Genomic DNA, 23,245 nt, shown 5'->3' with positions numbered 1-23,245 from the left:
ATGCTGAGCCTGTGGCGGGAGGGGTCCCATGAAACTACAGCAATTGCGTTATCTGGTGGAAGTGGCCGAGGCGGGATTGAACGTATCCCAGGCGGCGGACAACCTGTTCACCTCGCAACCCGGTGTGAGCAAGCAGATTCGCTTGCTCGAGGATGAATTGGGCGTAGAGATTTTCGTGCGCAATGGCAAGCGGGTGGTGAGCGTCACGCCGGCAGGACAGGAAATCCTGACCCTGGCCCGCCGGGTCCTGCTGGAGGCGCGCAACCTCAAGACGGCAGGACAGGAGTTCAGCCGCCAAAAGGCGGGCCAGTTGACCATTGCCACTACCCATACCCAGGCGCGGTATGTGCTTCCTCCCGTGATCATGCAGTTCGCCCAGCGTTATCCCGAGGTCAAACTGGTGCTTCATCAGGGGAATCCCTTGCATGTGGCGCAGGAAGTCGTGGCGGGACGGGCGGACCTGGCCATCGCCACGGAAGGATTGGACCTGTTTCCCGATTTGCGCATCCTGCCGTGTTACCAGTGGAACCGGGTCCTGGTGGCCAAGCCCGATCACCCCCTGCTGGCACTGGAACCCTTGACTCTGGAGGCATTGGTTCAGTACCCCATGATCACCTATGACCATGCTTTCACGGGGCGCGCCCGGATCAATCAGGCCTTCGAGCGCCACGGGTTGTCGCCCAATGTGGTGCTGACGGCCCTGGACGCGGACGTGATCAAGACTTACGTGCGCGTGGGGATGGGGGTTGGAGTCATTGCCGCCATGGCCTACGATCAGAACCTGGATCGCGATTTGAGGGTACGGGACATGGCCCATCTGTTCGAACCCAGTCTGACCCGGATCGCCCTGCGGGCAGGAACCTATTTGCGGGGTTTTGTCTATGACTTCATACAACTTTTTGCGCCTGCGCTGGATCGTGCCCGGGTCGAGGAGGCCCTGGCCGCGCCGGCCGCGAGCCCTGAGGACGAGAGTTCCTGAGGCGGGAGGGCTCATGATAGAATCGTACCTTTTGAATTGACCCATGAAACGCATCGCCATCGATCATTTGCCGGTAGGGACCGTGGGTACGGCCCTGACGTTGGGCAATTTCGATGGCGTTCATCGGGGTCATCAAGCCATGCTCGAACAGTTGGTGAGGGAAGCGGGCGAGCGTGGGCTGGTTCCCACGGTGTTGACCTTCGAGCCCTATCCCCGGGAGTTTTTTGAGGGGGTTTCCGCCCCGCCGCGCCTGACTTCCCTGACGCGCAAGTATCTGTGGATGAAGCAGATGGGGGTGGACCAGGTGCGGGTTTTGCGCTTCAATGCGGCGTTGGCCGCCCTGCCTGCTGCCGATTTCGTGCGTCGGGTGCTGGTGCAGGGTTTTTCGGCGCGCTGGGTGCTGGTGGGCGATGATTTCCGCTTCGGGAACCGCCGTCAGGGAGATTTCTCACTCTTGCGCGAGATGGGTCGGACCCTGGGTTTTGAATGTGCGGCAATGCAGAGTGTGCGGATTGGGGGCGAACGTGTTTCCAGCAGCGCCATTCGCGCCTGTTTGGACGCGGGTGACCTGACGCGGGCAGCGGCCTTGCTGGGTCGTCACTTTTCCCTGGTGGGGCGAGTGGGGTATGGACATCAGTTGGGGCGTACCCTGGGGTTTCCCACCCTGAACCTGGCGTTGCGGCATCGGCCTCCCCTGGCGGGGGTGTTCGTGGTGGAAGTATGCGGTCCTGCGCCGCACCCTCTGTCCGGGGTCGCCAGCCTGGGTCATCGCCCCACGGTGAATCCCCTCGATGCGCCATTGCTGGAGGTCCATCTGTTCGATTTCGGGCAGACGATCTACGGGCAACGGGTGGAAGTGCGCTTTCTGCATAAATTGCGCGATGAACGACATTTTTCAAATACGGATCAACTGGTGGCACAGATGCAGGCGGATGCCGCAGCGGCGCGCGCCTACTTTGCCCAGCAGTCACTCATTCAGGATGCGTCATGACCGATTACAGGGATACCCTCAATTTGCCGGAAACCCCGTTTCCCATGCGTGCCGACCTGGCGCGGCGGGAACCGCGCTGGCTGGAAACATGGCTGGAACAGAAACGCTACCGGCAATTACGGGATCATTGTCAGGGGAGACCCCGCTTCATTCTCCATGATGGTCCTCCCTACGCCAATGGTAACCTCCACATCGGTCACGCCGTCAACAAGATCCTCAAGGACATCATCGTCAAGAGTCGTACATTGTCCGGTTTTGACGCCCCCTACGTGCCGGGCTGGGACTGTCACGGCCTGCCCATCGAACTGCAGGTGGAAAAGGAACACGGACGCCACCTTCCGCCCGCCCGTTTCCGCGAACTGTGCCGGGCCTACGCCACGACCCAGGTGAACCAGCAGAAAGCCGATTTCATCCGTCTGGGGGTGATGGCGGACTGGGATCAGCCCTACCTCACCATGAACCCGGAAACGGAAGCAGGCATTCTTCGAACCCTGACCAGGATCTGGGAAGCCGGCTATCTGAAACCCGGCCTCAAACCGGTCAACTGGTGCCCGGAATGCGGTTCGGCCCTGGCGGAAGCCGAAGTGGAATACGAGGAGCGTACTTCACCGGCCATCGATGTGGCTTTTCCGGTGCGGGATGAGGCCGGATTGGCCCGATGTTTTGGCATGGATGCCTTGCCGGGGCCGGCTTTTGCCGTGATCTGGACGACCACCCCCTGGACCCTGCCGGCCAACCAGGCGGTGGCGGTACACCCGGAACTGGCCTACGAACTGGTGCAAACGACGCGCGGACTGCTGCTCCTGCAGGAAAGTCTGCGGGTCAGCGCGCTCCTGCGTTACGGGCTGGAAGCGCAGCAGGTATGGGGGCCGGTCAAGGGCGCCCGTCTCGAGCACCTCTCCCTGCAGCATCCCCTGGCGGAACGTACCGTTCCCCTGGTCTGCGGCGAGCATGTGACCGTGGAGACGGGGACCGGGTTGGTTCATACGGCCCCGGCCCACGGCGTGGAAGATCATCAGGTAGGTTTGCGCTATCGGTTGAGTGTGGATCATTTGATGGATGACCGCGCCGTTTTTCTGCAGGAGGTGCCTTTGGTGGGGGGGCTCAAGGTCTGGGCGGCCAATGCAGTGCTGGTGGAAGCCCTGGCGGTACGGGAACGCCTGCTTGCTCATGTGCCTCTTCAACACAGTTATCCCCATTGTTGGCGTCACAAGACTCCCATCATCTTTCGGGCCACCCCGCAGTGGTTCATCGTCATGGATGCGCCGGGCGCGGAACGACCTGCACTGCGCTCCCTCAGCCAGAAGGCGGTGGCGGAAACCCGTTTCTACCCTGCCTGGGGACATGCCCGTTTGTCCGCCATGATCGACAATCGGCCGGATTGGTGCGTGTCGCGCCAGCGCGCCTGGGGCGTGCCCATTCCGTTTTTCGTCCACCGTCAGACGGGAGCCCTGCACCCGGAGACTTCAGCCTTGGCAGAAAAAGTTGCCCTGGCCGTGGAGACGCAGGGAATCGAAGCCTGGTTCAGCACGCCAGCCGAATCCTGGTTGGGCGCGGATGCCGAAGCGTACCGTCCTCTGACGGATACGCTGGACGTCTGGTTCGACTCCGGTTCGACTCATGCGACCGTCCTGGGCCAACGCCCTGAACTGGGTTTTCCGGCGGATCTGTACCTCGAGGGTTCGGACCAGCATCGGGGCTGGTTTCAGTCTTCGCTCCTGACCAGCGTGGCCCTCAACGGGCATGCGCCTTACCGGGCTTTGCTGACCCATGGCTTCGTGGTGGACGGGCAGGGACGCAAGATGAGCAAGTCTCTGGGCAATGTGGTGGTGCCGCAGACCGTGATGAAGGAGTTGGGGGCGGACAACCTGCGCCTCTGGGTGGCCAGTACGGATTATTCGGGAGAATTGTGTTTGTCGAAGGAGATTCTCGACCGGGTGGTGGAAGCCTACCGTCGCCTGCGGAATACTCTGCGCTTCCTGCTGGCCAACCTGGCGGATTTCGATCCCCGGCGGGATGCCCTGGCGCCGGAGTCCTGGCTCACCCTCGATCGCTATGCGCTGGCCCTGACCCGTGAAGTCGATGAAACGGTTCGGAAAGGGTATGACCAGAATGAGTTTCATCAGGTCACCCAACGGTTGCTGACCTTCTGTTCCGAGGACCTGGGGGCCTTTTATCTGGACATCCTGAAGGACCGGCTCTACACCGCCGGGAAGGCGTCCCGTTCCCGGCGCGCTGCGCAGAATGCCCTCTGGCACATCACCCAGGCGTTGACGCGCTGGCTGGCTCCGGTTCTGACCTTTACGGCGGAAGAGGTCTGGGCGACTCTGCAGGGCAAAACCCCGGAAACGGCCTCTTCCGTATTTCTGGAACAATGGCACGTACTGCCGGCGTTGACGGGGGAAGCGGCATTGCGTTCGGATTGGGATCGATTGCGCACCCTGCGCGAACAGGTCAGAAAGCACCTGGAACCGTTGCGCGCCGCCGGCGCTTTGGGCTCCTCCCTCCAGGCAGAGGTAACCTTGCACGCCCAGGGGGCGCCCTTGCAGGCCTTGCAGGCCATGGGCGACGATTTGCGTTTCCTGTTCATCACGTCGCAGGCCAGGGTGAGTTCCCGTTCGATGCCGGACTGGCCTGAAGGCACCCTTTCCCTGGAGGTTCCCGGGACCGGGGGGGGCTGGCAGGTGGGACTGCAGATCGCCCTGACGCAGGGCACCAAATGCCCCCGTTGCTGGCATTATCGCTCGGTGCGGGGAACCCTGCCCGACCATCCGGATCTTTGCGACCGCTGTACCTGCAACCTGTTCGGGGCAGGAGAGGAGCGCCAGCATGCGTAGCCTGGGATGGGGCTGGCTGCTTGCCCTGGGTGTGGTGGGGGCGGATCAGGCCAGCAAGGCCTGGGTACGCGGACATCTGGTGCCGGGGCAGGTGGTGCGGGTGACGGACTGGTTCAACTGGGTGCTGGCCTTCAACCAGGGCGCGGCGTTCAGTTTTCTGGCCAGTTCGGGGGGGTGGCAGAAAGGATTGTTCAGCGCCATCGCCGTGCTTGCCGTCATCGTGCTCAGTATTCTGATCTGGCGCCATGCCGCAGAGCGCTGGTTTTGCACCGGGCTGGCGCTGATCATGGGGGGCGCTCTGGGGAATCTGGTGGACCGTCTGGTGGCGGGAGAGGTGACCGATTTCGTGCAATGGCATGTGGGACAGCATTACTGGCCTGCGTTCAACGGAGCGGATTCGGCCATTACGCTGGGCGTGGTCATGTTGCTGCTGGAAGGGCAGGGCAAACGTGCTTCTGCCAAATCCGGAGAAAAGCCAGGAGGGCCTTTGGCATGAGCGAGCGATCCCCATTTTTTGTGATTCTGGCCAATCCGCGTGGTTTCTGTGCGGGGGTGGATCGCGCCATCGAGATTGTGGAACGGGCCCTCGAACGTTTCGGTCCGCCGATTTACGTGCGGCACGAGGTGGTGCATAATCGTTTCGTGGTGGAAAATTTGCGCCGTCAGGGAGCGGTTTTTGTGGACGAACTGGCCCAGGTTCCCGCAGGTTCCACAGTCATTTTCAGTGCCCATGGGGTTTCCATGGCCGTGCGGGCCGAGGCGGAAGCGCGTGGCCTGCATGTGTTCGATGCCACCTGCCCCCTGGTGACCAAGGTTCACACCGAAGTGGCCCGTTTGCACGCGGCCGGTCAGGAAATCGTCATGATCGGGCATCGCGGGCACCCCGAGGTGGAAGGAACGCTGGGTCAGGCCCCCGATCGCATCTATCTGGTGGAAACCCCGGCGGATGTAGAAAATTTGAAGGTCAGCCACCCGGAACGACTGGCTTATGTCACCCAGACCACCTTGTCGGTGGACGATGCCCAGCGCGTGATCGACGCCCTGCGCCTTCGTTATCCGGCCATTCAGGGCCCACGCAAGGACGACATCTGCTACGCCACGCAGAATCGCCAGGATGCGGTCAAGGACTTGACCCGGAGCGCGGACCTGGTCATCGTGGTGGGTTCTCCCACCAGTTCCAATTCGAACCGCTTGCGTGAAGTGGCTCTCCACCGCGGGATCGAGGCTTACATGGTGGACCGTGCCGACGATCTGGACCCGGCCTGGCTGGTGGGGAAATCCCATGTGGGGGTCACGGCCGGGGCTTCTGCGCCTGCCGTTCTGGTTCAGGAAGTGGTGGACCGGCTGAGGCAACTGGGGGCGCAGGGGGTTCAGGAACTGGAGGGGACGCCGGAACGCGTGGTTTTCCCTCTGCCCAAAGCGCTGGCCTGACCCAGGTCGAGCCAGCCTTTCGGCGGGGTCCGGGTGCCGCCCGGGAGCCAGTCAGCCCTGGTTGAAGGACGCGACGGGGCGCATGCGAATGACGATGTCCAGCCCTTCCTGGCGCATGCCGGGCGGGAGCGGCGGAAGCCCGACGATCTGCAGGTCCGGTGCTTCGATGTCGTACAGTTCGCCTTTCTCGACGTCAAAGAGGTGGGGGTGGGAGTCGATGAACGTGTCGTAGAAAATCCGTTCCGGATCAACGACGACGCGCCGGACCAGGCCTTTTTCTTCGAACAGGTTGAGCGTGTTGTAGATGGTGGCCTTGGAAACCTCGGCATGGGTCAGGTTGACCTGGCTGAGTAACTGATCGGCCGAAACGTGCTGGCGTCGGGAAAACAATGCCTGGGCAATCACCAGACGCTGGTGCGTGGGGATGATGTCGAACGTCCGCAAGCGATCCACCAACTCGGCGCGATCGGGTACCATGCTCACTGCCTTCTCCTTCCCTAAGATTAGATCCAGTCTCGACTATACCCCATCCCCCTGTCAATTTCAATTTCCCTTGCTTTTTTTCTTTTCATGGGATTGATAATCCTCGGTCAACAGGTTAGAATCCAGGGTTTCCGTTAATGTTAATGATGCGTGACGGTATTTCCCGTCCACCAGAGGTGATTCAAAATGGCCAATTCCGCTCAAGCCGAAAAACGTGCCCGTCAGGCCAAAGCCCAGCGCGCGCACAACATGTCCCTGCGCTCCACCTTGCGTACTGCCATCAAGAAGGTGCGCAAGGCCGTTCTGGAAGGGGACAAGACCGCTGCACAGACCGTGTTTCAAGTAGCTACTTCCACCATTGACCGGATCGCCGACAAGAAAATCATTCACAAGAATTCTGCAGCGCGCACCAAAAGCCGGCTGTCCGCTGCGATCAAGGGGATGAGTGCCTGATCGACCTACGGTTTCTGGTTGAAGGGGTAAGTCCCTGAGGCGGCGGTAGGCATATCGTCGCCGTTTTTGTTTTATCGCTTTCTTGAATGGGAGAGTGCATGGATCATTTGCTCAATACCTACGCGCGGTTGCCCGTGGCTTTCACCCATGGCCAGGGGGTTTGGCTGTGGGATGAGGCGGGGCGCGTTTATCTGGATGCTTTGGCGGGTATTGCCGTCAACGGACTGGGCCATGCGCACCCCCGTCTGGTGCGCGCGATTGCCGAGCAGGCCGGACAGTTGATCCATACCTCGAATGTTTATCGCGTGTTGCGCCAGGAACAGTTGGCGGAACGGTTATGCCGGATTGCCGGGATGGACGGGGCCTTTTTCTGCAACTCGGGGGCGGAAGCCAACGAAGCAGCCATCAAACTCGCGCGCCTGTACGGACATCAGCGCGGTATCGAACTGCCCACCCTCATCGTCATGGAAAAGGCCTGGCATGGACGTACCATCGCCACGCTTTCGGCAACCGGCAGCCGTAAGGCCCAGGCGGGGTTCGAACCGCTGGTGTCCGGTTTCGTGCGTGTTCCCTACAACGATCTGGAGGCCGTGGCTGCGGTGGCCGAACGCAATTCCAATGTGGTGGCCGTCCTGCTGGAGCCCATCCAGGGAGAGGGTGGCATTCACGTGGCTGACCACGCCTACCAGCAAGGGGTGAAGCGGCTGTGCGAGGAACGCCAGTGGCTCTATATGGTGGATGAGGTCCAGACCGGCATCGGCCGGACCGGGGACTGGTTTGCCACCCAGCAGGCCGGGGTTTCTCCCGATGTGCTGATTCTGGCCAAGGGCCTCGGTTCCGGTGTGCCCATTGGCGCATGTCTGGCGCGTGGGAAAGCCGCCGAGGTGTTCAAGCCCGGAAATCACGGCACGACTTTTGGGGGCGGACCCCTGGTGTGCGCGGCTGCCCTGGCCACGCTGGAGATCATGGAATCCGAAGGATTGCTGGCCAATGCGCGGGAACGCGGGGAACAGTTGCGGGCCGGACTGGAAGCGGGGCTGGCCTCGGTCGCGGGAGTCGTGGCGATCCGGGGGCAGGGGCTGATGGTGGGCATTGAACTGGATCGTCCCTGTGGGGCCCTGGTCACGTTGGCCCTGGAGAAGGGGTTGTTGATCAATGTCACTTCGGACAAGGTCATCCGGTTGCTTCCGCCGTTGATCATCGGACAGGCGGACATCGACCGGTTGCTGTCCGGGTTGATTCCCCTGGTGCGGCAGTTTTTGGAGGGGGCATGAAGCATTTTCTTCAGTTCAAGGATTTTACCCAGGAGGAATTCGACTACCTCTTTCAGCGCACCCGTCACCTCAAGGCGCTTTTCAAGTCCTACACCATCTACCATCCCCTCAGGGATCGCATGTTGGCCATGGTGTTCGAGAAACACAGCACGCGCACACGGGTGTCCTTCGAGGCTGGCATTCACCAGTTGGGCGGTTCGGCCATCAACCTGACCACGGGGGAAACCCAGTTGGGACGGGGCGAACCCATCGAGGATGTGGCACGGGTGGTTTCCCGGATGGTGGACATCGTCATGATCCGTACCTTCGACCAGTCCATCATCGAGCGCTTTGCGGTGCATTCCCGGGTTCCCGTCATCAACGGGTTGACCAATCAATACCATCCCTGCCAGATCATGGCGGACATCTTCACCTTCATGGAGCAGCGCGGTTCCCTGGCGGGCAAGACCGTGGCCTGGGTGGGCGACGGCAACAACATGTGTGCCACCTGGTTGCAGGCGGCTGCCCTGTTCGGGTTCCAGTTGCATGTTTCGACCCCCCACGGCTATGCCCTGGACACCCGGGCAGCCACTTCCGAAGAACTGGCACATCTGAGTGTCTTTGCCGATCCCATGGATGCGGCGCGGGGCGCGCATCTGGTGACCACGGATGTCTGGACCAGCATGGGCTATGAAGCCGAAAGCGAAGTGCGGCGTGAAGTTTTTGCGGATTTCCGGGTGGACGAGGAAATGATGGCTCAGGCCCATCCCGAAGCCCTGTTCATGCATTGCCTGCCCGCTCACCGGGGGGAAGAGGTGTCTGCCGGGGTATTGGAAGGGGTGCAGAGCGTGGTGTGGGATGAGGCGGAGAATCGTCTGCATGTGCAGAAGGCGTTGATGGAATATTTGCTCCTGGGGCGCCTGGAAACGGCATGATCCCCGGCAACGATTGACAAGGAAAGCGCAGTGATGAGTGATATCAGGAAAGTTGTCTTGGCCTATTCCGGAGGGCTCGATACCTCGGTCATCCTCAAGTGGTTGCAGGATACCTACCAATGTGAGGTGGTTACCTTCACGGCGGACATCGGACAGGGGGAAGAACTGGAGCCGGCACGGCGCAAGGCCCAGCAGTTCGGTATTCAGCAGATCTTCATCGAGGACCTGCGTGAGGAGTTCGTGCGCGACTTCGTTTACCCCATGTTTCGCGCCAACACGGTTTACGAGGGCGAGTACCTGCTGGGGACCAGTATTGCCCGCCCCCTGATCGCCAAGCGCCAGATCGAGATTGCCCGACAGGTGGGGGCCGATGCGGTCTCTCACGGAGCGACGGGGAAAGGGAACGATCAGGTGCGTTTCGAACTGGGCTATTACGCCCTCGAACCCAACATCAAGGTGATTGCCCCCTGGCGCGAATGGGACCTGAACTCGCGCGAAAAATTGCTGGCCTACGCCGAATCCCACGGGATTCCCGTGGAGATGAAACACAAGAACGGCGGCAGTCCCTACAGCATGGACGCCAACCTGCTGCACATTTCCTATGAAGGCAAGGGCCTGGAAGACCCGGCGCGCGAGCCCGAGGCGGACATGTGGCGCTGGACCGTGGCTCCCGAAGCGGCCCCGGATCAACCCTGCTACCTGGAACTGACCTTCGGGAAAGGCGATGCCGTCACCCTGAACGGGGTCCCCATGACGCCCGCGACTTTATTGGCCGAACTCAACCGCATGGGCGGAGAGCATGGGATTGGGCGCCTGGATCTGGTGGAAAACCGCTTTGTCGGAATGAAATCGCGCGGGTGCTATGAGACCCCCGGCGGAACGATTTTGCTCAAGGCGCACCGGGCCATCGAATCCCTGACTCTGGACCGTGAAGTGGCGCACCTCAAGGATGATCTGATGCCTCGCTACGCGGCCCTGATTTATAACGGTTATTGGTGGAGCCCGGAACGGCGGGCCCTGCAAACCCTGATCGATCATACCCAGCAGACCGTGAACGGATGGGTTCGACTCAAGTTATACAAGGGGACGGTGACGGTGGTCGGACGGGAGTCACGGACGGACTCTCTTTTCGATCCGACCATCGCCACCTTTGAAGACGACGGGGGGGCATACCAGCAGGCCGATGCGGCGGGGTTCATCCGCCTCAATGCACTGCGCATGCGCATTGCCGCCCGTTTGCAGCGCAAGGGGTAAAAGGAAAATGCCTTCTTTCGACATCGTTTCCGAAGTGGACAAGCAGGAAGTGCGCAATGCGGTGGAGCAGGTCAACCGGGAGGTGGGGACGCGCTTCGACTTCAAGGGGTCCGATGCCCGGGTGGAACAAAGCGAGTATGTGTTGACGGTCTATGCCGACGATGCGTTCAAACTGGAACAGGTCAAGGAAATATTGCGCCTCAAACTGGTCAAGCGGGGCATCGATATCCGTACGCTGGATTTTGGCAAGGAAGAAACCATTGGCGGTGCCAAGGTCAAGCAGGTCGTGACGGTCAAGGTGGGGGTGGAAACCGAATTGGGCAAGAAGATCGTCAAGTTGCTCAAGGACAGCAAACTCAAGGTGCAGGGGAGTTTGCAAGGGGACACGGTGCGGGTCACCGGGGCCAAGCGCGATGTGTTGCAGGAAGCCATCGCTCTGATCCGCGCCCGTGATCTGGAGATCCCCCTGCAGTTCAATAACTTTCGCGACTGAAGGAGTCGAGGGCCACATTCCGGAGCCAGTGCCGCAGGTGGCAGTGATGGCCTTCCAGGAGCAGGACATCGAAGCGGCAGCGCGCCGGAAGACCGTGATGTGCCAGATAGTGTCGGGCGGTCAGCCACCAGCACCGCTGTTTGCGGGCGTCGATGCTTTCGAGTAGAAGGGAAGTGGCGCGCTGCCGCCAGCGCACTTCCACGAAAACCAGGGTGGTGCCGTCCCGTGCAATGGCGTCGATTTCACCGAATCGGCAGTGGTAGTTTCGGGCGATGAGAGTCAGTCCCTGACGTTGCAGAAACTGGGCGGCCCATTCTTCTGCTGTACTGCCTTTCTGGTTCATGGAGAGTTCCTTGACATATTCCCCCTTGCACGCTTCTGAATCCCAGGGACCTGGGGGCACGCTCTATGTGGTGGCGACCCCCATTGGCCATCTGGGAGATCTGACCCTGCGCGCCCTCGAGGTGTTGCGCAAGGTGGACCTGATCGCGGCCGAGGATACCCGCACTTCCCGTCCCTTGCTGGACCACTTCGGGATTATGGCGCCCCTGATGTCCCTGCATCAGCACAATGAACGTAAAAAGGCGCAACTTCTGATCCACAAATTGCAGGAAGGGCACTCGGTGGCCCTGATTTCCGATGCGGGAACCCCTGCCATCAGCGATCCCGGCGCGCGGGTGGTGGATGAGGTCCTGAATGCTGGCGGGAAGGTGGTGCCGATTCCCGGGGTCAGTGCAGTGACGACCTTGCTGTCGGTTGCGGGGATGACCTGTCCGCAGTTTTATTTTCATGGCTTTTTGCCGGCCAGGAAGGGGGAACGCCAGCGTCAGATCCAGTCCCTGGCGGATCTGGCTGCCGTGGTGGTCTTTTACGAAGCGCCGCACCGTATTCTGGCCACGTTGACGGTGTTGGCCCAGGAATGGGGGGGGGCTCGCCGGGTGACCCTGGGACGCGAGTTGACCAAGCGTTTCGAGACCCTGCACCGCTCCACGCTCGAGGAAGCCGTACAGTGGGTCCAGGCGGATCCCAATCAGCAGCGCGGAGAATTCGTCCTGGCCGTCGAGCCGGCCCCCGTGGTGGTCCGGGCCGCTACGGCGCTGGAACCGGCCCAGGAACGCTGGCTGGCTGTTTTGCTGACCCATTTGCCGGTCAGGGAAGCCGTGCAATGGATGGGAGAGGCGACGGGGTTGCCCCGTAACCAGCTCTACGCCGAGGCGTTGCGTCTCAAGGGGGCCTGAGCGGGAGGGTTCACCTGTACCGGGGATATGGTTTACAATGGGGCGATGGATCTGATCGCTCGCATGACCCGGCACTTTCAGGAAAGTGCCCAATTGAAGATGACGCTGGCGCAAGTGCTGTCCGCCCCCATTGCCATGGCAGCGGAGCGCATGGTGCAGTGCCTGTTGGCAGAAGGCAAGATTCTGGTGTGCGGGAATGGCGGGTCGGCGGCGGATGCGCAGCATTTCTCCGCCGAGTTGCTCAACCGCTTCGAGGTGGAGCGCCCCCCTCTGGCGGCGATTGCGCTGACCACCGATGCTTCGACCCTGACTTCCATCGCCAATGATTACCAGTTCGACAAGGTGTTTTCCAAGCAGGTGCAGGCTCTGGGACAGGCGCGGGATATTCTGCTGGCCATTTCCACCAGCGGGCAGTCCCCCAATGTTCTCGAGGCGGTTCGGGCAGCGCATGATCGTGACATGGTGGTGGTGGCACTGACGGGCAAGGGCGGGGGAAAACTGGCCGAGTTGCTGACGGGGAATGATGTCCACCTCTCGGTGGAGGCTCAGAACACGGCACGGATTCAGGAGGTTCACATTCTGGTGTTGCACTGTTTGTGCGATGCCATCGATTGTATTCTGGTAGGAGCGGACGAATGAAAAAAAACTGGTCTCTATGGTTGATGCTGGGTGTTTTGCCTCTGACACAGGGGTGTGTGCCCCTGATGGCGACGGGCGCGGTGGGAACCGGACTGGTGGCTCAGGATCGGCGCACCACGGGCGCCCAGCTGGATGATGAAGACATTCAGATTCATATGTCGGAAGCCATTTCAAGAAAGTATGGCAGTGACGTCAATGTCAACGCATCCAGTTTCAACCGCAACCTGCTGTTGACGGGGCAGGTGCCGGATGAGGCGACGCGGAGCGATGTGGATGCCATGGCGCACAAGTTGACGAACGTGCGGCAGGTCATCGACGACATCCGGATCGGACCGCCCAGTTCCCTGTCCCAGCGGGCAGAGGATGCCTATCTGACCACCAAGGTCAATACCCGCTTCATTACCGACAATGACAGTAAATTCTCGCCCCTTCAGGTGAGTGTGACCAGTAGTGGTGATATTGTCTACCTGATGGGTCTGGTGACCCAGGGCGAGGGAGATGCTGCAGCCAAACTGGCCAGTACCACCAGTGGGGTCAAGAAAGTCGTCAAGGTCTTTGAATATTCGACGGCGTCCATCCCGGCCAGTGAAGCCAACCCGGCGGTCAAGGCCGAGAGTGGACCGCCCGCGCCGGTCCAGGCCCCCGCGCCGGTGGAGGAAGGACTGCCCGCCACGACTCAACCGGTATCCCCCTGAGCCGGTAGTGCAGGACACGCCTCCCGCCTTCGAACGGAAGATCGTCGCGCCCGAATGCTGGTCGGTGCGCCTGGTGGAGATCCCTCGTCCTCTGGTATTTACCAACGGGGTATTCGACATCCTGCATCGCGGACATGTGACTTATCTGGCTCGGGCGCGGGCGCAGGGCGCTGCCCTGGTGGTGGCCCTGAACAGTGATGCTTCCGTGCGTCGTCTGGGTAAGGGGGCTGATCGCCCCATCAATGTCCTGGCCGACCGGCTGGCACTGGTGGCCGCTCTGGAATGCGTGAGTCTGGTGACCTGGTTCGAAGAAGATACCCCCCTGGCCCGCATTCTGGAGTGTCAGCCCGAGGTTCTGGTGAAGGGGGGGGACTGGCCCGTGTCCGCCATCGTGGGGGCACCGTCCGTGCTTGCGCGGGGGGGGCGGGTGCTGTCCATTCCCTTCGAACATGAGCGTTCCACCACGGCGCTCCTGCATCAGATCCGCGCCTGATCCTTCTCCAGGAGCAGGGCCAGCCCTTCCAGAACCAGTTCCGGGTAGATGTGAAGAGGCGCTTCCAGGTACGGACTGAGTTCGGCATGGTGTCCCCCGCCCAAAAAGACGGGCACCCGGGAATCCTTTTGACTGAGTGCCTCCCGGGCCAGTGTGAGGGCTCCGAGGGTGGCCGCCAGGGTTCCGCTCCGGATGGCATCCTGGGTGGAACGGGCCTGCAGGGTATAGGTTCCCTGTTCTATGGCCGGAAGGTGCGCCGTGCTCTGGTGGAGACTTTGGCGCATGAGGGTCAGTCCGGGCAGGATCATCCCCCCTAAAAAATTCCCCTTTTCGTCCAGACTGTCCAGCGTGGTGGCCGTTCCCGCCATCACCACCAGGGCGGCCCGGTGCTGGAGCTGCCAGGCACCCTGCAGGGCCATCCAGCGATCCGGACCGAGTTGGGCCGGGTTGTCGTATCCATTGCAAATCCCCCCTTCGGAAGGTTTGCTGGAATGCCAGCAGGGCGCCTGTCCCAACGCCAGGCAGGCGCGCTCCACCTGGGCCCGCAGATCCGGGTGGGCGACGGAAACGCCATGCGCAGCACGGATGGGCGGCAAGTTGCGCCATTCGGTCGCCAGTTGGTCGAGGTGCTTCAGCGGCAGACGGCCCTGCCGAATCCAGGTGCCCTCCTGGCGCAGCCCCCATTTCAACTGGCTGTTGCCCAGATCGAGGTACAGCCGCACGTCAGGTTCCCTCCCAGCGCAGGGACAGTTCACCTCCGTGGTAGGTTTGCGAATCGCCCGCCGGATTCCGCAGAATCAGGCCACCCAGCGGGCTGAGCCCGATACACTCTCCCTGGCTGAGGGTTTGATCGGGATGACGCAGGGTGACCAGTTGGTTGCGGTGCACACAATGCGTCATCCAGGTTTCTGCAAAGGGGGAAAAACCCGATTGGGCGAAGGATTCCAGCAAGGGAATCAGCGTGTTCAGGAGACGTCCGAGGACCGTGCCGCGCGGGGGGGCCTGGCCCGCTTCATCCCTCAGATCATTCAGGGAAAGGGAGAAGGCCTCCTGAACGGCAGGAGGAAGGGCGACGTTGAGGCCAATTCCGATGACTGCCCCCACCTGTCCGCTGGAAAGGCGGGTGGTTTCCACCAGTACGCCGGCCACCTTGCGTCCCTCGCGCCACAGGTCGTTGGGCCATTTGACCCCCACGGTGGTGATGCCCAGGGAATGGAGCGCTTCCAGCACCCCCAGCGAGACCACCAGGGGCAGTCCGCTCAACTCCTGAAGGGAGCGATCGAAAACCGACCATAGGGAAAAAGTCAGGGACCCCTCGGGATCGGAAACCCAGGCGCGGCCTTGCCGCCCCCGTCCGGCCGTTTGTTGACGGGCAGCCAGACAAAAATATCGGGGAAGTCCCTGGGGCGCCCATTCGAGCAGGCAGCGGTTGGTGGAGTCGAGGGACCGTACCTGCCAAACCACGGGCGCGGCGGGCAGGGTCCCGAGCTCCCGGAGCAGGTCGGCTTCGTCGAGGAAAGGCTCTGGAGGCACGATGGTCGGAAAGAGGGCGGGCAGAAGTGAAGTCGGGCGTACGTTCATGCGCCCTAGTCTGGACAGGAAGCGGGGTGCCTGTCAACTGCCTTTGATTCCGTTCGTCGTGTTTGTGGGCCAGATCCTCGTCTGGTTGTTGTCGGTGATCGAAGAATGTAAACATATAGATTGACATAAAACCGGGTCATGTATATGCTTATATTCACGATGAGCAGACCTGCAAAAACGGTTTCAAGCATTCCCGGCCAAGCTCGCAACGCCTTGATCAAAGTTGGTTCCGATTTGAGGGTGGCGAGAGAACGTCGTGGCGAGTCTTTGCGCGTGTGGGCGCTCCGTCTTGGGGTTTCAGTGCCAACATTGCGTCGTATGGAGGCAGGAGATCCCACGGTCGGGGTTTCCTGCTATGCAGTGGCTTTCTTTTTGATCGGAAAGACTCGTGAATTCGCAAACATCGCCGACCCAAGCCTTGATCAGCAAGCGTTGTCCATGGAGATTCTGAGGGCTTCCAGAAAGAGGGTGAAATGAATGATATTCTGCACGTTTGGAATTTGGTAGACCCAAAAAAACCGGCCCCGGTTGGCGATGTCAGAATGGTTGCGCATGGGCGCGGGTACTCTTTTTCGTATCATAGGGAATGGATGGCATCAGGTTATCCGTTGTCAGGTGATATGCCTCTCATATCGCTCCCCATTATCCCCCTTGACGCATCAGAGGGCCTTGGCGCTATTAGCGATTCAATGCCGGACAGGTGGGGGGAGAGAGCGATACGATATCTGGATAACCCGGAGCAGATTAACGTTCTTGATCTTCTGTATCTTGCCGGCGACGGTCATTTTGGGGCGCTTGGTTTTTCAAAAAACAAAGATTTCTATGCGCCGCACGATGCCGGTCCGCTTCCTGAGATTGGTTCTATTGAACTGCTCCAGGATATGATTTTCAGAATTGAAAACAATGAACCGCTGTCCGAAAGAGAAAAGCTGATTGCAAGTTCAACGAAATCCATGGGGGGCGCGCACCCAAAAGCTCTTGTGGTGGCTGACGGGGTTGAATACATCGCGAAATTTCCGCGCGGAAGCAATGTCGATACTGGTCTTGTCGAACACGCTTCTATGGTTTTGGCGTCAAAATCCGGGATTACCGTCCCGGAGACGTTTGCCGTCCAGACGTCTATTGGTCATGTTGTCATGGTGCGCAGGTTCGACAGGGAAAATGAACGACGCATACATTGCCTGTCAGCGAAAACCGTTTTGACAAACGGAGTGAACCCTGCAGCACATCCAGAGGGGGTGTTAAGCTACCCCGCAATGGCTGATTTTGTTCGACAGTCATCAAAACCTTCTGGGCAAACAAAATCCAGGCGCGAAATCTTCAGGAGAATGGTTTTCAATATATTGATTGAAAATACAGACGATCATGAAAAAAATCACGCATTCATGTTCAAGGATGGTTATTGGGAGATTGCGCCTGCATTTGATATTTTGCCGTTAATGTCAAACGCAGGCAGACAACAAATGGGCGTTGGTGCGCGCGGCAGTGAGGCATCTGTACAAAACGCATTATCGCAGTGCGAAAGATTTGGGTTGTCTCGGAAAGATGCGATAGAAGAGTGGTTTTTGGTGGCCGATCAGGTGTCTCAATGGAAAAAAGTATTTGAAACCGAAGGGGTCACAAAAACCGACATTGAATACATTAAAGGTTTTATTGATTTCGGCGATCGCTTAAAAATGCGCGATAGAAATGCGCACAGAAACCTGTTTGCCGACGCGTGGTGAGTGGGTTGATCTTGGGGGGGGACCCGGTTATCATCACTGGATGAGCGAATCCACTGTTACTCCCACGAATTTCATTCGTCACCTGGTCACTGAGGATCTGTCTGCCGGGCGTACCGGCGGGCGGGTGGTGACCCGTTTTCCACCTGAACCCAATGGGTACCTGCATATCGGTCACGCCAAGTCCATTTGCCTCAACTTCGGGTTGGCACGGGATTTTGGCGGGGTTTGCCACCTGCGTTTCGACGATACCAATCCGGCCAGGGAAGAGATGGAATACGTCGAGTCCATTCTGGACACGGTGCGCTGGCTGGGATTCGAGTGGGGCGATCACCTTTACTACGCGTCGGATTACTTCGACCGGTGTTACCGTTATGCCGAAGGGTTGATCGAGGCAGGAAAGGCCTACGTGGACGAGTTGTCGGCAGAGGAGATTCGCGCCTACCGGGGTTCGTTGACCGAGGCGGGACGCCCCAGTCCGTGGCGGGAACGTCCGGCTGCGGAAAGTCTGGACCTGTTCCGGCGCATGCGTGCCGGAGAGTTCCCCGATGGACGCTATCTCCTGCGCGCGCGCATCGACATGGCCTCACCCAACCTCAACCTGCGGGACCCGGCTCTCTACCGGATCCGCCACGTGCCCCACTGGCGGACCGGGTCGGCCTGGTGCATTTACCCCATGTACGACTACGCCCATGCCATTTCCGATGCCGAGGAGCGGATCACCCATTCCCTCTGCACCCTGGAGTTCGAGGATCACCGTCCGCTGTACGACTGGGTGGTGGCCAACACGCCGGTTCCCGGACAGCCCCACCAGTACGAATTCTCCCGCCTCAATTTGAGTCACACCCTGATGAGCAAACGGAAATTGCTCGAGCTGGTGGAGGAAGGTCGGGTCAGCGGCTGGGATGATCCCCGCATGCCCACGCTGGTGGGGTTGCGCCGGCGCGGTTACACGCCGGCCGCCATCCGCCTGTTTTGTGAGCGGATCGGTATTTCCAAGGCGGACAGCGTCATCGACTACAGCGTGCTGGAGGATTGTCTGCGCAGTGACCTCAACGAGCATGCGCCGCGCCGGGTGGCCGTCCTGCGTCCCCTGCGTCTGGTACTGGACAACTTTCCCGAGGCATTGGTCGAGCAATGTTCTGCCCCCAACCATCCCCAGCACCCCGAGTGGGGCGAACGGTCCCTTCCCCTGACCCGCGAGTTGCTGATCGAACGGGAGGATTTCATGGTGGAACCGGTCAAAGGGTTTTTCCGGCTGGCACCGGGCAAGTCGGTGCGCTTGCGGTATGCCTACGTCATCACCTGTACCGGGTTTGAAACCGATCCGGTGACGGGGGAAGTGACCGTGGTCCATGCGACCTACGATGCGGAAACGCGCAGCGGTACGGCGGGCGCCGATCGGGTCAAGGTCAAGGGCAACATCCACTGGCTCTCCCAGACCCATTCCGGGCAAGCGACCGTCCGGTTATACGAGCGCCTGTTCCTGGACCCCAATCCGGCGGCGGCACCGGATTACCGGACCCTGCTCAACCCCCATTCCATGGAGGAATTGCAGGTTCGGGTGGAGACTGCCCTGGTGACGGAAGACAGTCCCCAGGTGTTTCAGTTTGAGCGCATGGGCTACTTCGTGCAGGATGACCGGGATTCCAGCCCGGCGCGGCGCGTCTTCAACCGGGCTGTGACCCTGCGGGATGCGTGGGTGCGTGCCTGACCCGTTCGATCAGGGCGTAGGCCGAATGGTTGTGAATCGACTCGAAGTTTTCTGATTCCACCACATAGGCTTCGATGCGGGGATCGTCATCCAGTTTCCGGGCGATGTCGCGCACCATGTCCTCCACGAATTTCGGGTTGTCGTAGGCACGTTCCGTGACCCATTTCTCGTCAGCCCGTTTGAGCAATCCGAACAGTTCGCAGGATGCGGATTCTTCCGCAATGCGGATGATTTCCTCGATCCAGACGAAGGTTTGGGTGTGGGCCGTGATGGTGACATGGGAACGCTGGTTATGGGCGCCGTAGGCGGAAATTTCCTTGGAACAGGGGCAAAGGCTGGTGACGGGGATCAGTACCTTCATGGCGAAGGAGAATTTCCCCAACGCCAGTTTGCCGATGAAGGTGACTTCGTAGTCGATCAGGGATTTCACGCCGGAAACCGGGGCAGCCTTGCTGACGAAATAGGGAAAACTCATTTCGATCAGACCGGCGGGCGCTTCCAGGCGCTGGACCATGTCCTGAAGAATCTGGCCGAAGGATTCCACCGAAATTTCCCGTTCCTCGCGGTTGAGGATTTCCACGAAGCGGGACATGTGGGTCCCCTTGAAATGCTTGGGCAGGTGGACGTACATGTTGAACGTGGCGATGGTGTGTTGCACGTCCCCCAGGGCACGGTCCGACACTTTCACCGGGTGGCGGATGCCTTTGATGCCTACACGGTCGATGGCGATTTCGCGGGTATCCGGGGTGGACTGGATGTCGGGAATGAGGTCGGGATCAAAGGCGTTCATGGAAACTCCGTAGGTCAGGGGGGGTGAGAAAGAACGATGCCAGCAGGTGGGAGTGGAAAAGTCTTCGGGAGTTCCCGGAGCACTCAACCAAGGGCGCGGTTCGGATGGGTCAGGGACTCCAGGCGTGCCCGTATCTGACGTTCCAGTCCGGAGGCATCCAGGCCGCAGTCCTGCCATAACTGACGGACTTCCCCCTGATCGATGAAGTGATCGGGCAGCCCCAGGTGGAGAATGGGCACCGAGACTTGATGGTGGGCCAGGCACTCTCCCACGGCACTTCCTGCGCCGCCCATCAGGGCGTTTTCTTCCACGGTGACGACCAGATCGTGGGTCAGGGCCATTTCCAGGATCAGGGCTTCATCCAGTGGCTTGATGAACCGCATGTTGACCACAGTGGCCTGGAGGCGTTGTCCGGCTTCCAGCGCGGGCGTGAGCATGCTGCCAAAGGCGAGCAGAACGACGTTCCTGCCCCGTTGCCGCACTTCGGCCCTGCCGACGGGCAGGGCCGAGAGGCTGGGGTCGACGGGAGTTCCCGGTCCGCGTCCGCGCGGATACCGCACGGCGCTGGGGCCTTCCAGGGCAAAGGCGGTACTCAGCATCTGGCGACATTCGTTTTCATCGCTGGGCGCCATGATCGTCAGGTTGGGCAGGGGACGCAGGTAAGTCAGGTCGAACTGGCCGGCATGGGTGGCGCCATCCGCCCCCACCAGGCCGGCCCGGTCGATGGCCAGAACCACGGGCAGGTTCTGCAGGGCGATGTCGTGAATCAGTTGGTCATAGGCCCGCTGCAGGAAGGTGGAATAAATGGCGACCACGGGTTTCATGCCTTCACAGGCCAACCCGGCTGCAAAAGTCAGGGCGTGTTGTTCGGCAATCCCGACATCGAAATAACGTTCGGGATACTGCCGGGCAAAATGAGTGAGGCCGGATCCTTCGCACATGGCGGGCGTGATCCCGATCAGGCGGGGATCGGTCGCTGCCATGTCGCACAGCCATTGGCCGAAGATGTCCGTGTAAGCGGGGGCCGGGCTGAGGCTGGGTTGAATGCCCCGCTCGGGATCGAAGGGGGTGACTCCGTGGTATCGGATCGGGTCTTCCTCGGCGGGCGGATAGCCCTTGCCCTTGCGCGTCACCACATGGAGGAACTGGGGGCCCTCCAGTTTGCGGACGTTGGTCAGCGTGGAGACCAGAATGTCCAGATCATGGCCGTCGATGGGGCCGATATAGTTGAAGCCGAATTCCTCGAACAGGGTGGCGGGCGGGGTCATCATCCCCTTCATGTGTTCTTCCCAGCGTTTTGCAAACTCCAGGATGGGGGGGGCCACCCCCAGAACCTTTTCACCGCCCCGGCGCACCGAATTGTACAGGCGTCCGGACAGGATCCGGGCCAGATGATGTTGCAGGGCGCCGACCGGGGGAGAGATGGACATGTCGTTATCATTGAGGACGACGACCAGATTGGCGCCCGTATTCTTGGCGTTGTTCATGGCCTCGAAGGCCATGCCGCCGGTCAGGGCGCCATCGCCGATGACGGCAATGGCCCGTTCGCTCTTGCCCGCACGGTGGAAAGCCGTTGCCATGCCCAGGGCTGCGCTGAGGGAGGTGCTGGAGTGGGCCGTGCCGAAGGCATCGTATTCGCTTTCGCTGCGTTTGGGGAAACCCGACAGTCCGCCTTTCATGCGCAGGTGTGCCATGCCGGCGCGACGTCCGGTCAGGATCTTGTGGGCATAGGTTTGATGTCCCACATCCCAGACCAGGCGATCACGCGGGGTGTCGAACACATAATGCAGGGCCAGGGCCAGTTCCACGGTACCCAGATTGCTCGAGAGATGACCGCCGGTGCGGGCCACGCTGTGCAGGATGAATTGGCGCAGTTCGGTGGCCAGGTAGGGGAGCGCGCGACGTTCGAGACGACGCAGGTCGGCGGGGGAATGGATCTGGTCGAGCGTGGGCGGGGTGAAATTGGGCATGGCTGGTCAATGATGACGCGCGTTCATGAAGCGCGTCAAGTCTTCCAGACGGCGGGTGGCCAGGGGCAGGCGGGCAAGGGTGAGCAGCGCTTCCTGTTCCAGTTCCTCTGCCCGTTGGCGGGCGGGACCCAGGCCCAGGAGGGTGACGTAGGTGGCCTTCTGGTGAGCCTCGTCCTTGCCGGCTGTTTTTCCGAGGGTGGAGGTATCCATGGTGGCATCCAGGATATCGTCGACGATTTGAAACAGCAACCCCACCCGATTGGCGAAGTGGGTCAGTTGTTGCAGATCGGCGGCTTCCAGGGGGGTGGGTCCGCAGTGTGCGCCCATCAGGATGGCGGCACGGATCAGGGCGCCCGTCTTTTTGAGGTGCATGATCTCCAGTTCGGGCAGGGGAAGGGGGGTGGTCGTGCTCTCCAGGTCGATGGCCTGTCCTCCTGCCATGCCGCGCGAACCGCTGGCGACGGCCAGCAGATGAATCAGGGAGATCTGGCTGGCCTGGAACCGGGGCTCCGACTCTTCCGACAACCATTGAAAGGCCAGGGACTGCAGTGCATCTCCAGCCAGCAGGGCGGTGGCTTCTCCAAACTGGATATGGCAGGTGGGTTTGCCCCGGCGCAGGACATCGTTATCCAGGCAGGGCAGATCGTCGTGAATCAGGGAGTAGGTATGGATCAATTCCAGGCTGCCCGCCACGCACAGCAGGCGTGCGCGGGGCGCGTCGACCAGTTCCCCGGCGGCCAGAGCCAGCAGGGCGCGGATCCGTTTCCCCCCGCCCAGGGTGGCGTGGCGCATGGCCTCGTGCAGGCGGGTGGGGGCCACGTTGGGGGCGGGTAACTGCTGGTCCAGGAACTGTTCCATGGCCGCGCGCTGTTCTGTCATCCAGTCGGAAAAATCGGGAGATACGGTCATGAGATACGATAATCCTGCAATTTTTCTCCTTCCAGTACCTGAATGCGTTGTTCTGCCTCTGTCAGGCGGTTCTGGCAGTAGTTCAATAGAAAAGTGCCTCGCTGGTAAGTGGCCAGCGCTTCCTCCAGGGTCAGCGGATCGTTTTCCAGACGATTCAATTGACCTTCCAGTTCCTTCAGGGCGCTTTCATAACTTTCTGGCGCGGCGGGTTCGGTCATGGTGGTGATCTCGAAGAAGAGGGCTTGCATCCCCCGAAACGCTTCATTCTAACTGATCAGTGCCCTTCCCGTGGGGTTTCAGGGTATAATCCCCCTTTTGTCCGTTAGGCCGCCAAGGCGATCCTGACATCATACAACCTGCATTCTTGCGCTTTACTTAGAGAGGGT

Annotated in this window: 24 protein-coding genes; 16 read left to right on the top strand and 8 right to left on the bottom strand. The window is 60.6% G+C overall.

The window, feature by feature from the left end; all coding sequences use genetic code 11:
* Window positions 1-28: 28 nt before the first annotated feature.
* The 5 genes from cysB to ispH are packed head-to-tail and all read left to right on the top strand — an operon-like array spanning window position 29 to window position 6,238.
* Complete coding sequence (gene cysB, locus M6F29_RS04355) at window positions 29-979, top strand: HTH-type transcriptional regulator CysB (RefSeq protein ID WP_297485664.1); 951 nt, start codon at window positions 29-31, stop codon at window positions 977-979.
* A gap of 43 nt (window positions 980-1,022) precedes the next feature.
* On the top strand, window positions 1,023-1,970 hold the full coding sequence (locus M6F29_RS04350; protein WP_298157683.1) for a bifunctional riboflavin kinase/FAD synthetase: 948 nt from the start codon (window positions 1,023-1,025) through the stop codon (window positions 1,968-1,970).
* Window positions 1,967-4,807 (top strand): isoleucine--tRNA ligase, encoded by a 2,841-nt coding sequence (gene ileS / locus M6F29_RS04345; protein ID WP_298157682.1) that lies wholly within the window; start codon window positions 1,967-1,969, stop codon window positions 4,805-4,807. Before M6F29_RS04350 ends, ileS begins: the two co-directional genes overlap by 4 nt.
* Window positions 4,800-5,303, top strand: coding sequence for a signal peptidase II (gene lspA / locus M6F29_RS04340; protein ID WP_298157681.1), 504 nt, complete (start codon window positions 4,800-4,802; stop codon window positions 5,301-5,303). The genes ileS and lspA overlap by 8 nt, the downstream gene beginning before the upstream one ends.
* Window positions 5,300-6,238 carry a 4-hydroxy-3-methylbut-2-enyl diphosphate reductase gene (gene ispH, locus M6F29_RS04335; protein ID WP_298157680.1) on the top strand — a complete coding sequence of 313 codons (939 nt, stop codon included), beginning with the start codon at window positions 5,300-5,302 and terminating at the stop codon, window positions 6,236-6,238. The genes lspA and ispH overlap by 4 nt, the downstream gene beginning before the upstream one ends.
* Window positions 6,239-6,289: 51 nt before the next feature.
* On the opposite strand, the gene M6F29_RS04330 is transcribed toward ispH, so the two are convergent.
* Complete coding sequence (locus tag M6F29_RS04330) at window positions 6,290-6,715, bottom strand: Fur family transcriptional regulator (protein WP_297481464.1); 426 nt, start codon at window positions 6,713-6,715, stop codon at window positions 6,290-6,292.
* A gap of 192 nt (window positions 6,716-6,907) precedes the next feature.
* Here M6F29_RS04330 and rpsT point away from each other — a divergent pair, with 192 nt between their 5' ends.
* The 5 genes from rpsT (at window position 6,908) to M6F29_RS04305 (ending at window position 11,109) form a co-directional block, all read left to right on the top strand.
* Window positions 6,908-7,174 carry a 30S ribosomal protein S20 gene (gene rpsT / locus M6F29_RS04325; RefSeq protein WP_297455661.1) on the top strand — a complete coding sequence of 89 codons (267 nt, stop codon included), beginning with the start codon at window positions 6,908-6,910 and terminating at the stop codon, window positions 7,172-7,174.
* A 98-nt stretch (window positions 7,175-7,272) separates the two neighbouring features.
* Window positions 7,273-8,448, top strand: a complete 1,176-nt coding sequence (locus M6F29_RS04320) for an aspartate aminotransferase family protein (RefSeq protein WP_298157679.1) — start codon at window positions 7,273-7,275, stop codon at window positions 8,446-8,448.
* Entirely contained in the window at window positions 8,445-9,362 is a 918-nt protein-coding gene (argF, locus tag M6F29_RS04315; RefSeq protein WP_298157678.1) for an ornithine carbamoyltransferase, read from the top strand. Before M6F29_RS04320 ends, argF begins: the two co-directional genes overlap by 4 nt.
* A gap of 33 nt (window positions 9,363-9,395) precedes the next feature.
* Window positions 9,396-10,616, top strand: coding sequence for an argininosuccinate synthase (locus tag M6F29_RS04310; protein WP_297457520.1), 1,221 nt, complete (start codon window positions 9,396-9,398; stop codon window positions 10,614-10,616).
* A 7-nt stretch (window positions 10,617-10,623) separates the two neighbouring features.
* Entirely contained in the window at window positions 10,624-11,109 is a 486-nt protein-coding gene (locus M6F29_RS04305; protein ID WP_297457517.1) for a YajQ family cyclic di-GMP-binding protein, read from the top strand.
* Here M6F29_RS04305 and M6F29_RS04300 read toward each other — a convergent pair.
* On the bottom strand, window positions 11,090-11,452 hold the full coding sequence (locus tag M6F29_RS04300) for a YraN family protein (RefSeq protein ID WP_298157677.1): 363 nt from the start codon (window positions 11,450-11,452) through the stop codon (window positions 11,090-11,092). The two genes, M6F29_RS04305 and M6F29_RS04300, sit on opposite strands and share 20 nt — an antisense overlap.
* Before the next feature lie 10 nt (window positions 11,453-11,462).
* On the opposite strand from M6F29_RS04300, the gene rsmI reads away from it, so the two are divergent.
* From rsmI to M6F29_RS04280, 4 genes are read left to right on the top strand one after another with little or no spacing between them, the layout of a single operon-like run.
* On the top strand, window positions 11,463-12,347 hold the full coding sequence (gene rsmI / locus M6F29_RS04295) for a 16S rRNA (cytidine(1402)-2'-O)-methyltransferase (protein ID WP_298157676.1): 885 nt from the start codon (window positions 11,463-11,465) through the stop codon (window positions 12,345-12,347).
* Between the two features lie 45 nt (window positions 12,348-12,392).
* Entirely contained in the window at window positions 12,393-12,986 is a 594-nt protein-coding gene (locus M6F29_RS04290; RefSeq protein WP_297455911.1) for a phosphoheptose isomerase, read from the top strand.
* Window positions 12,983-13,681: a BON domain-containing protein gene (locus M6F29_RS04285; RefSeq protein WP_298157675.1), complete on the top strand. Its 699-nt coding sequence runs from the start codon at window positions 12,983-12,985 to the stop codon at window positions 13,679-13,681. The genes M6F29_RS04290 and M6F29_RS04285 overlap by 4 nt, the downstream gene beginning before the upstream one ends.
* A gap of 7 nt (window positions 13,682-13,688) precedes the next feature.
* Window positions 13,689-14,174 carry an adenylyltransferase/cytidyltransferase family protein gene (locus M6F29_RS04280; protein ID WP_298157674.1) on the top strand — a complete coding sequence of 162 codons (486 nt, stop codon included), beginning with the start codon at window positions 13,689-13,691 and terminating at the stop codon, window positions 14,172-14,174.
* Here the strand turns inward: M6F29_RS04280 and M6F29_RS04275 are convergent.
* The gene (locus tag M6F29_RS04275; RefSeq protein WP_298157673.1) at window positions 14,159-14,896 is read right to left on the bottom strand and encodes a type III pantothenate kinase; all 738 of its coding nucleotides are present in this window, start codon (window positions 14,894-14,896) and stop codon (window positions 14,159-14,161) included. The genes M6F29_RS04280 and M6F29_RS04275 overlap by 16 nt on opposite strands.
* Window position 14,897: 1 nt before the next feature.
* On the bottom strand, window positions 14,898-15,755 hold the full coding sequence (locus tag M6F29_RS04270; RefSeq protein ID WP_298157672.1) for a biotin--[acetyl-CoA-carboxylase] ligase: 858 nt from the start codon (window positions 15,753-15,755) through the stop codon (window positions 14,898-14,900).
* A 473-nt stretch (window positions 15,756-16,228) separates the two neighbouring features.
* Between M6F29_RS04270 and M6F29_RS04265 the strand changes: the two genes are divergently transcribed.
* Window positions 16,229-17,479: a type II toxin-antitoxin system HipA family toxin gene (locus tag M6F29_RS04265; RefSeq protein ID WP_298157671.1), complete on the top strand. Its 1,251-nt coding sequence runs from the start codon at window positions 16,229-16,231 to the stop codon at window positions 17,477-17,479.
* 40 nt (window positions 17,480-17,519) lie between these two features.
* A complete protein-coding gene (locus M6F29_RS04260; RefSeq protein ID WP_298157670.1) occupies window positions 17,520-19,190 on the top strand; it encodes a glutamine--tRNA ligase/YqeY domain fusion protein in 1,671 nt (556 codons plus the stop codon).
* Here M6F29_RS04260 and folE2 read toward each other — a convergent pair.
* The 4 genes from folE2 to xseB all read right to left on the bottom strand — a co-directional run bounded on the left by folE2 (window position 19,147) and on the right by xseB (window position 23,107).
* Window positions 19,147-19,980: a GTP cyclohydrolase FolE2 gene (gene folE2, locus M6F29_RS04255; protein WP_297481436.1), complete on the bottom strand. Its 834-nt coding sequence runs from the start codon at window positions 19,978-19,980 to the stop codon at window positions 19,147-19,149. The two genes, M6F29_RS04260 and folE2, sit on opposite strands and share 44 nt — an antisense overlap.
* A gap of 83 nt (window positions 19,981-20,063) precedes the next feature.
* Entirely contained in the window at window positions 20,064-21,950 is a 1,887-nt protein-coding gene (gene dxs, locus M6F29_RS04250; RefSeq protein ID WP_298157669.1) for a 1-deoxy-D-xylulose-5-phosphate synthase, read from the bottom strand.
* 6 nt (window positions 21,951-21,956) lie between these two features.
* Window positions 21,957-22,859, bottom strand: coding sequence for a polyprenyl synthetase family protein (locus tag M6F29_RS04245; RefSeq protein ID WP_298157668.1), 903 nt, complete (start codon window positions 22,857-22,859; stop codon window positions 21,957-21,959).
* Window positions 22,856-23,107 (bottom strand): exodeoxyribonuclease VII small subunit, encoded by a 252-nt coding sequence (xseB, locus tag M6F29_RS04240; RefSeq protein ID WP_298157667.1) that lies wholly within the window; start codon window positions 23,105-23,107, stop codon window positions 22,856-22,858. The genes M6F29_RS04245 and xseB overlap by 4 nt, the downstream gene beginning before the upstream one ends.
* Window positions 23,108-23,245 lie beyond the last annotated feature (138 nt).

Origin of the sequence: Ferrovum sp., assembly GCF_027317285.1 — a bacterium.
In the GTDB taxonomy this organism is placed as follows: Bacteria; Pseudomonadota; Gammaproteobacteria; order Burkholderiales; family Ferrovaceae; genus Ferrovum.
This window is presented reverse-complemented; position numbering and strand designations above follow the sequence as displayed.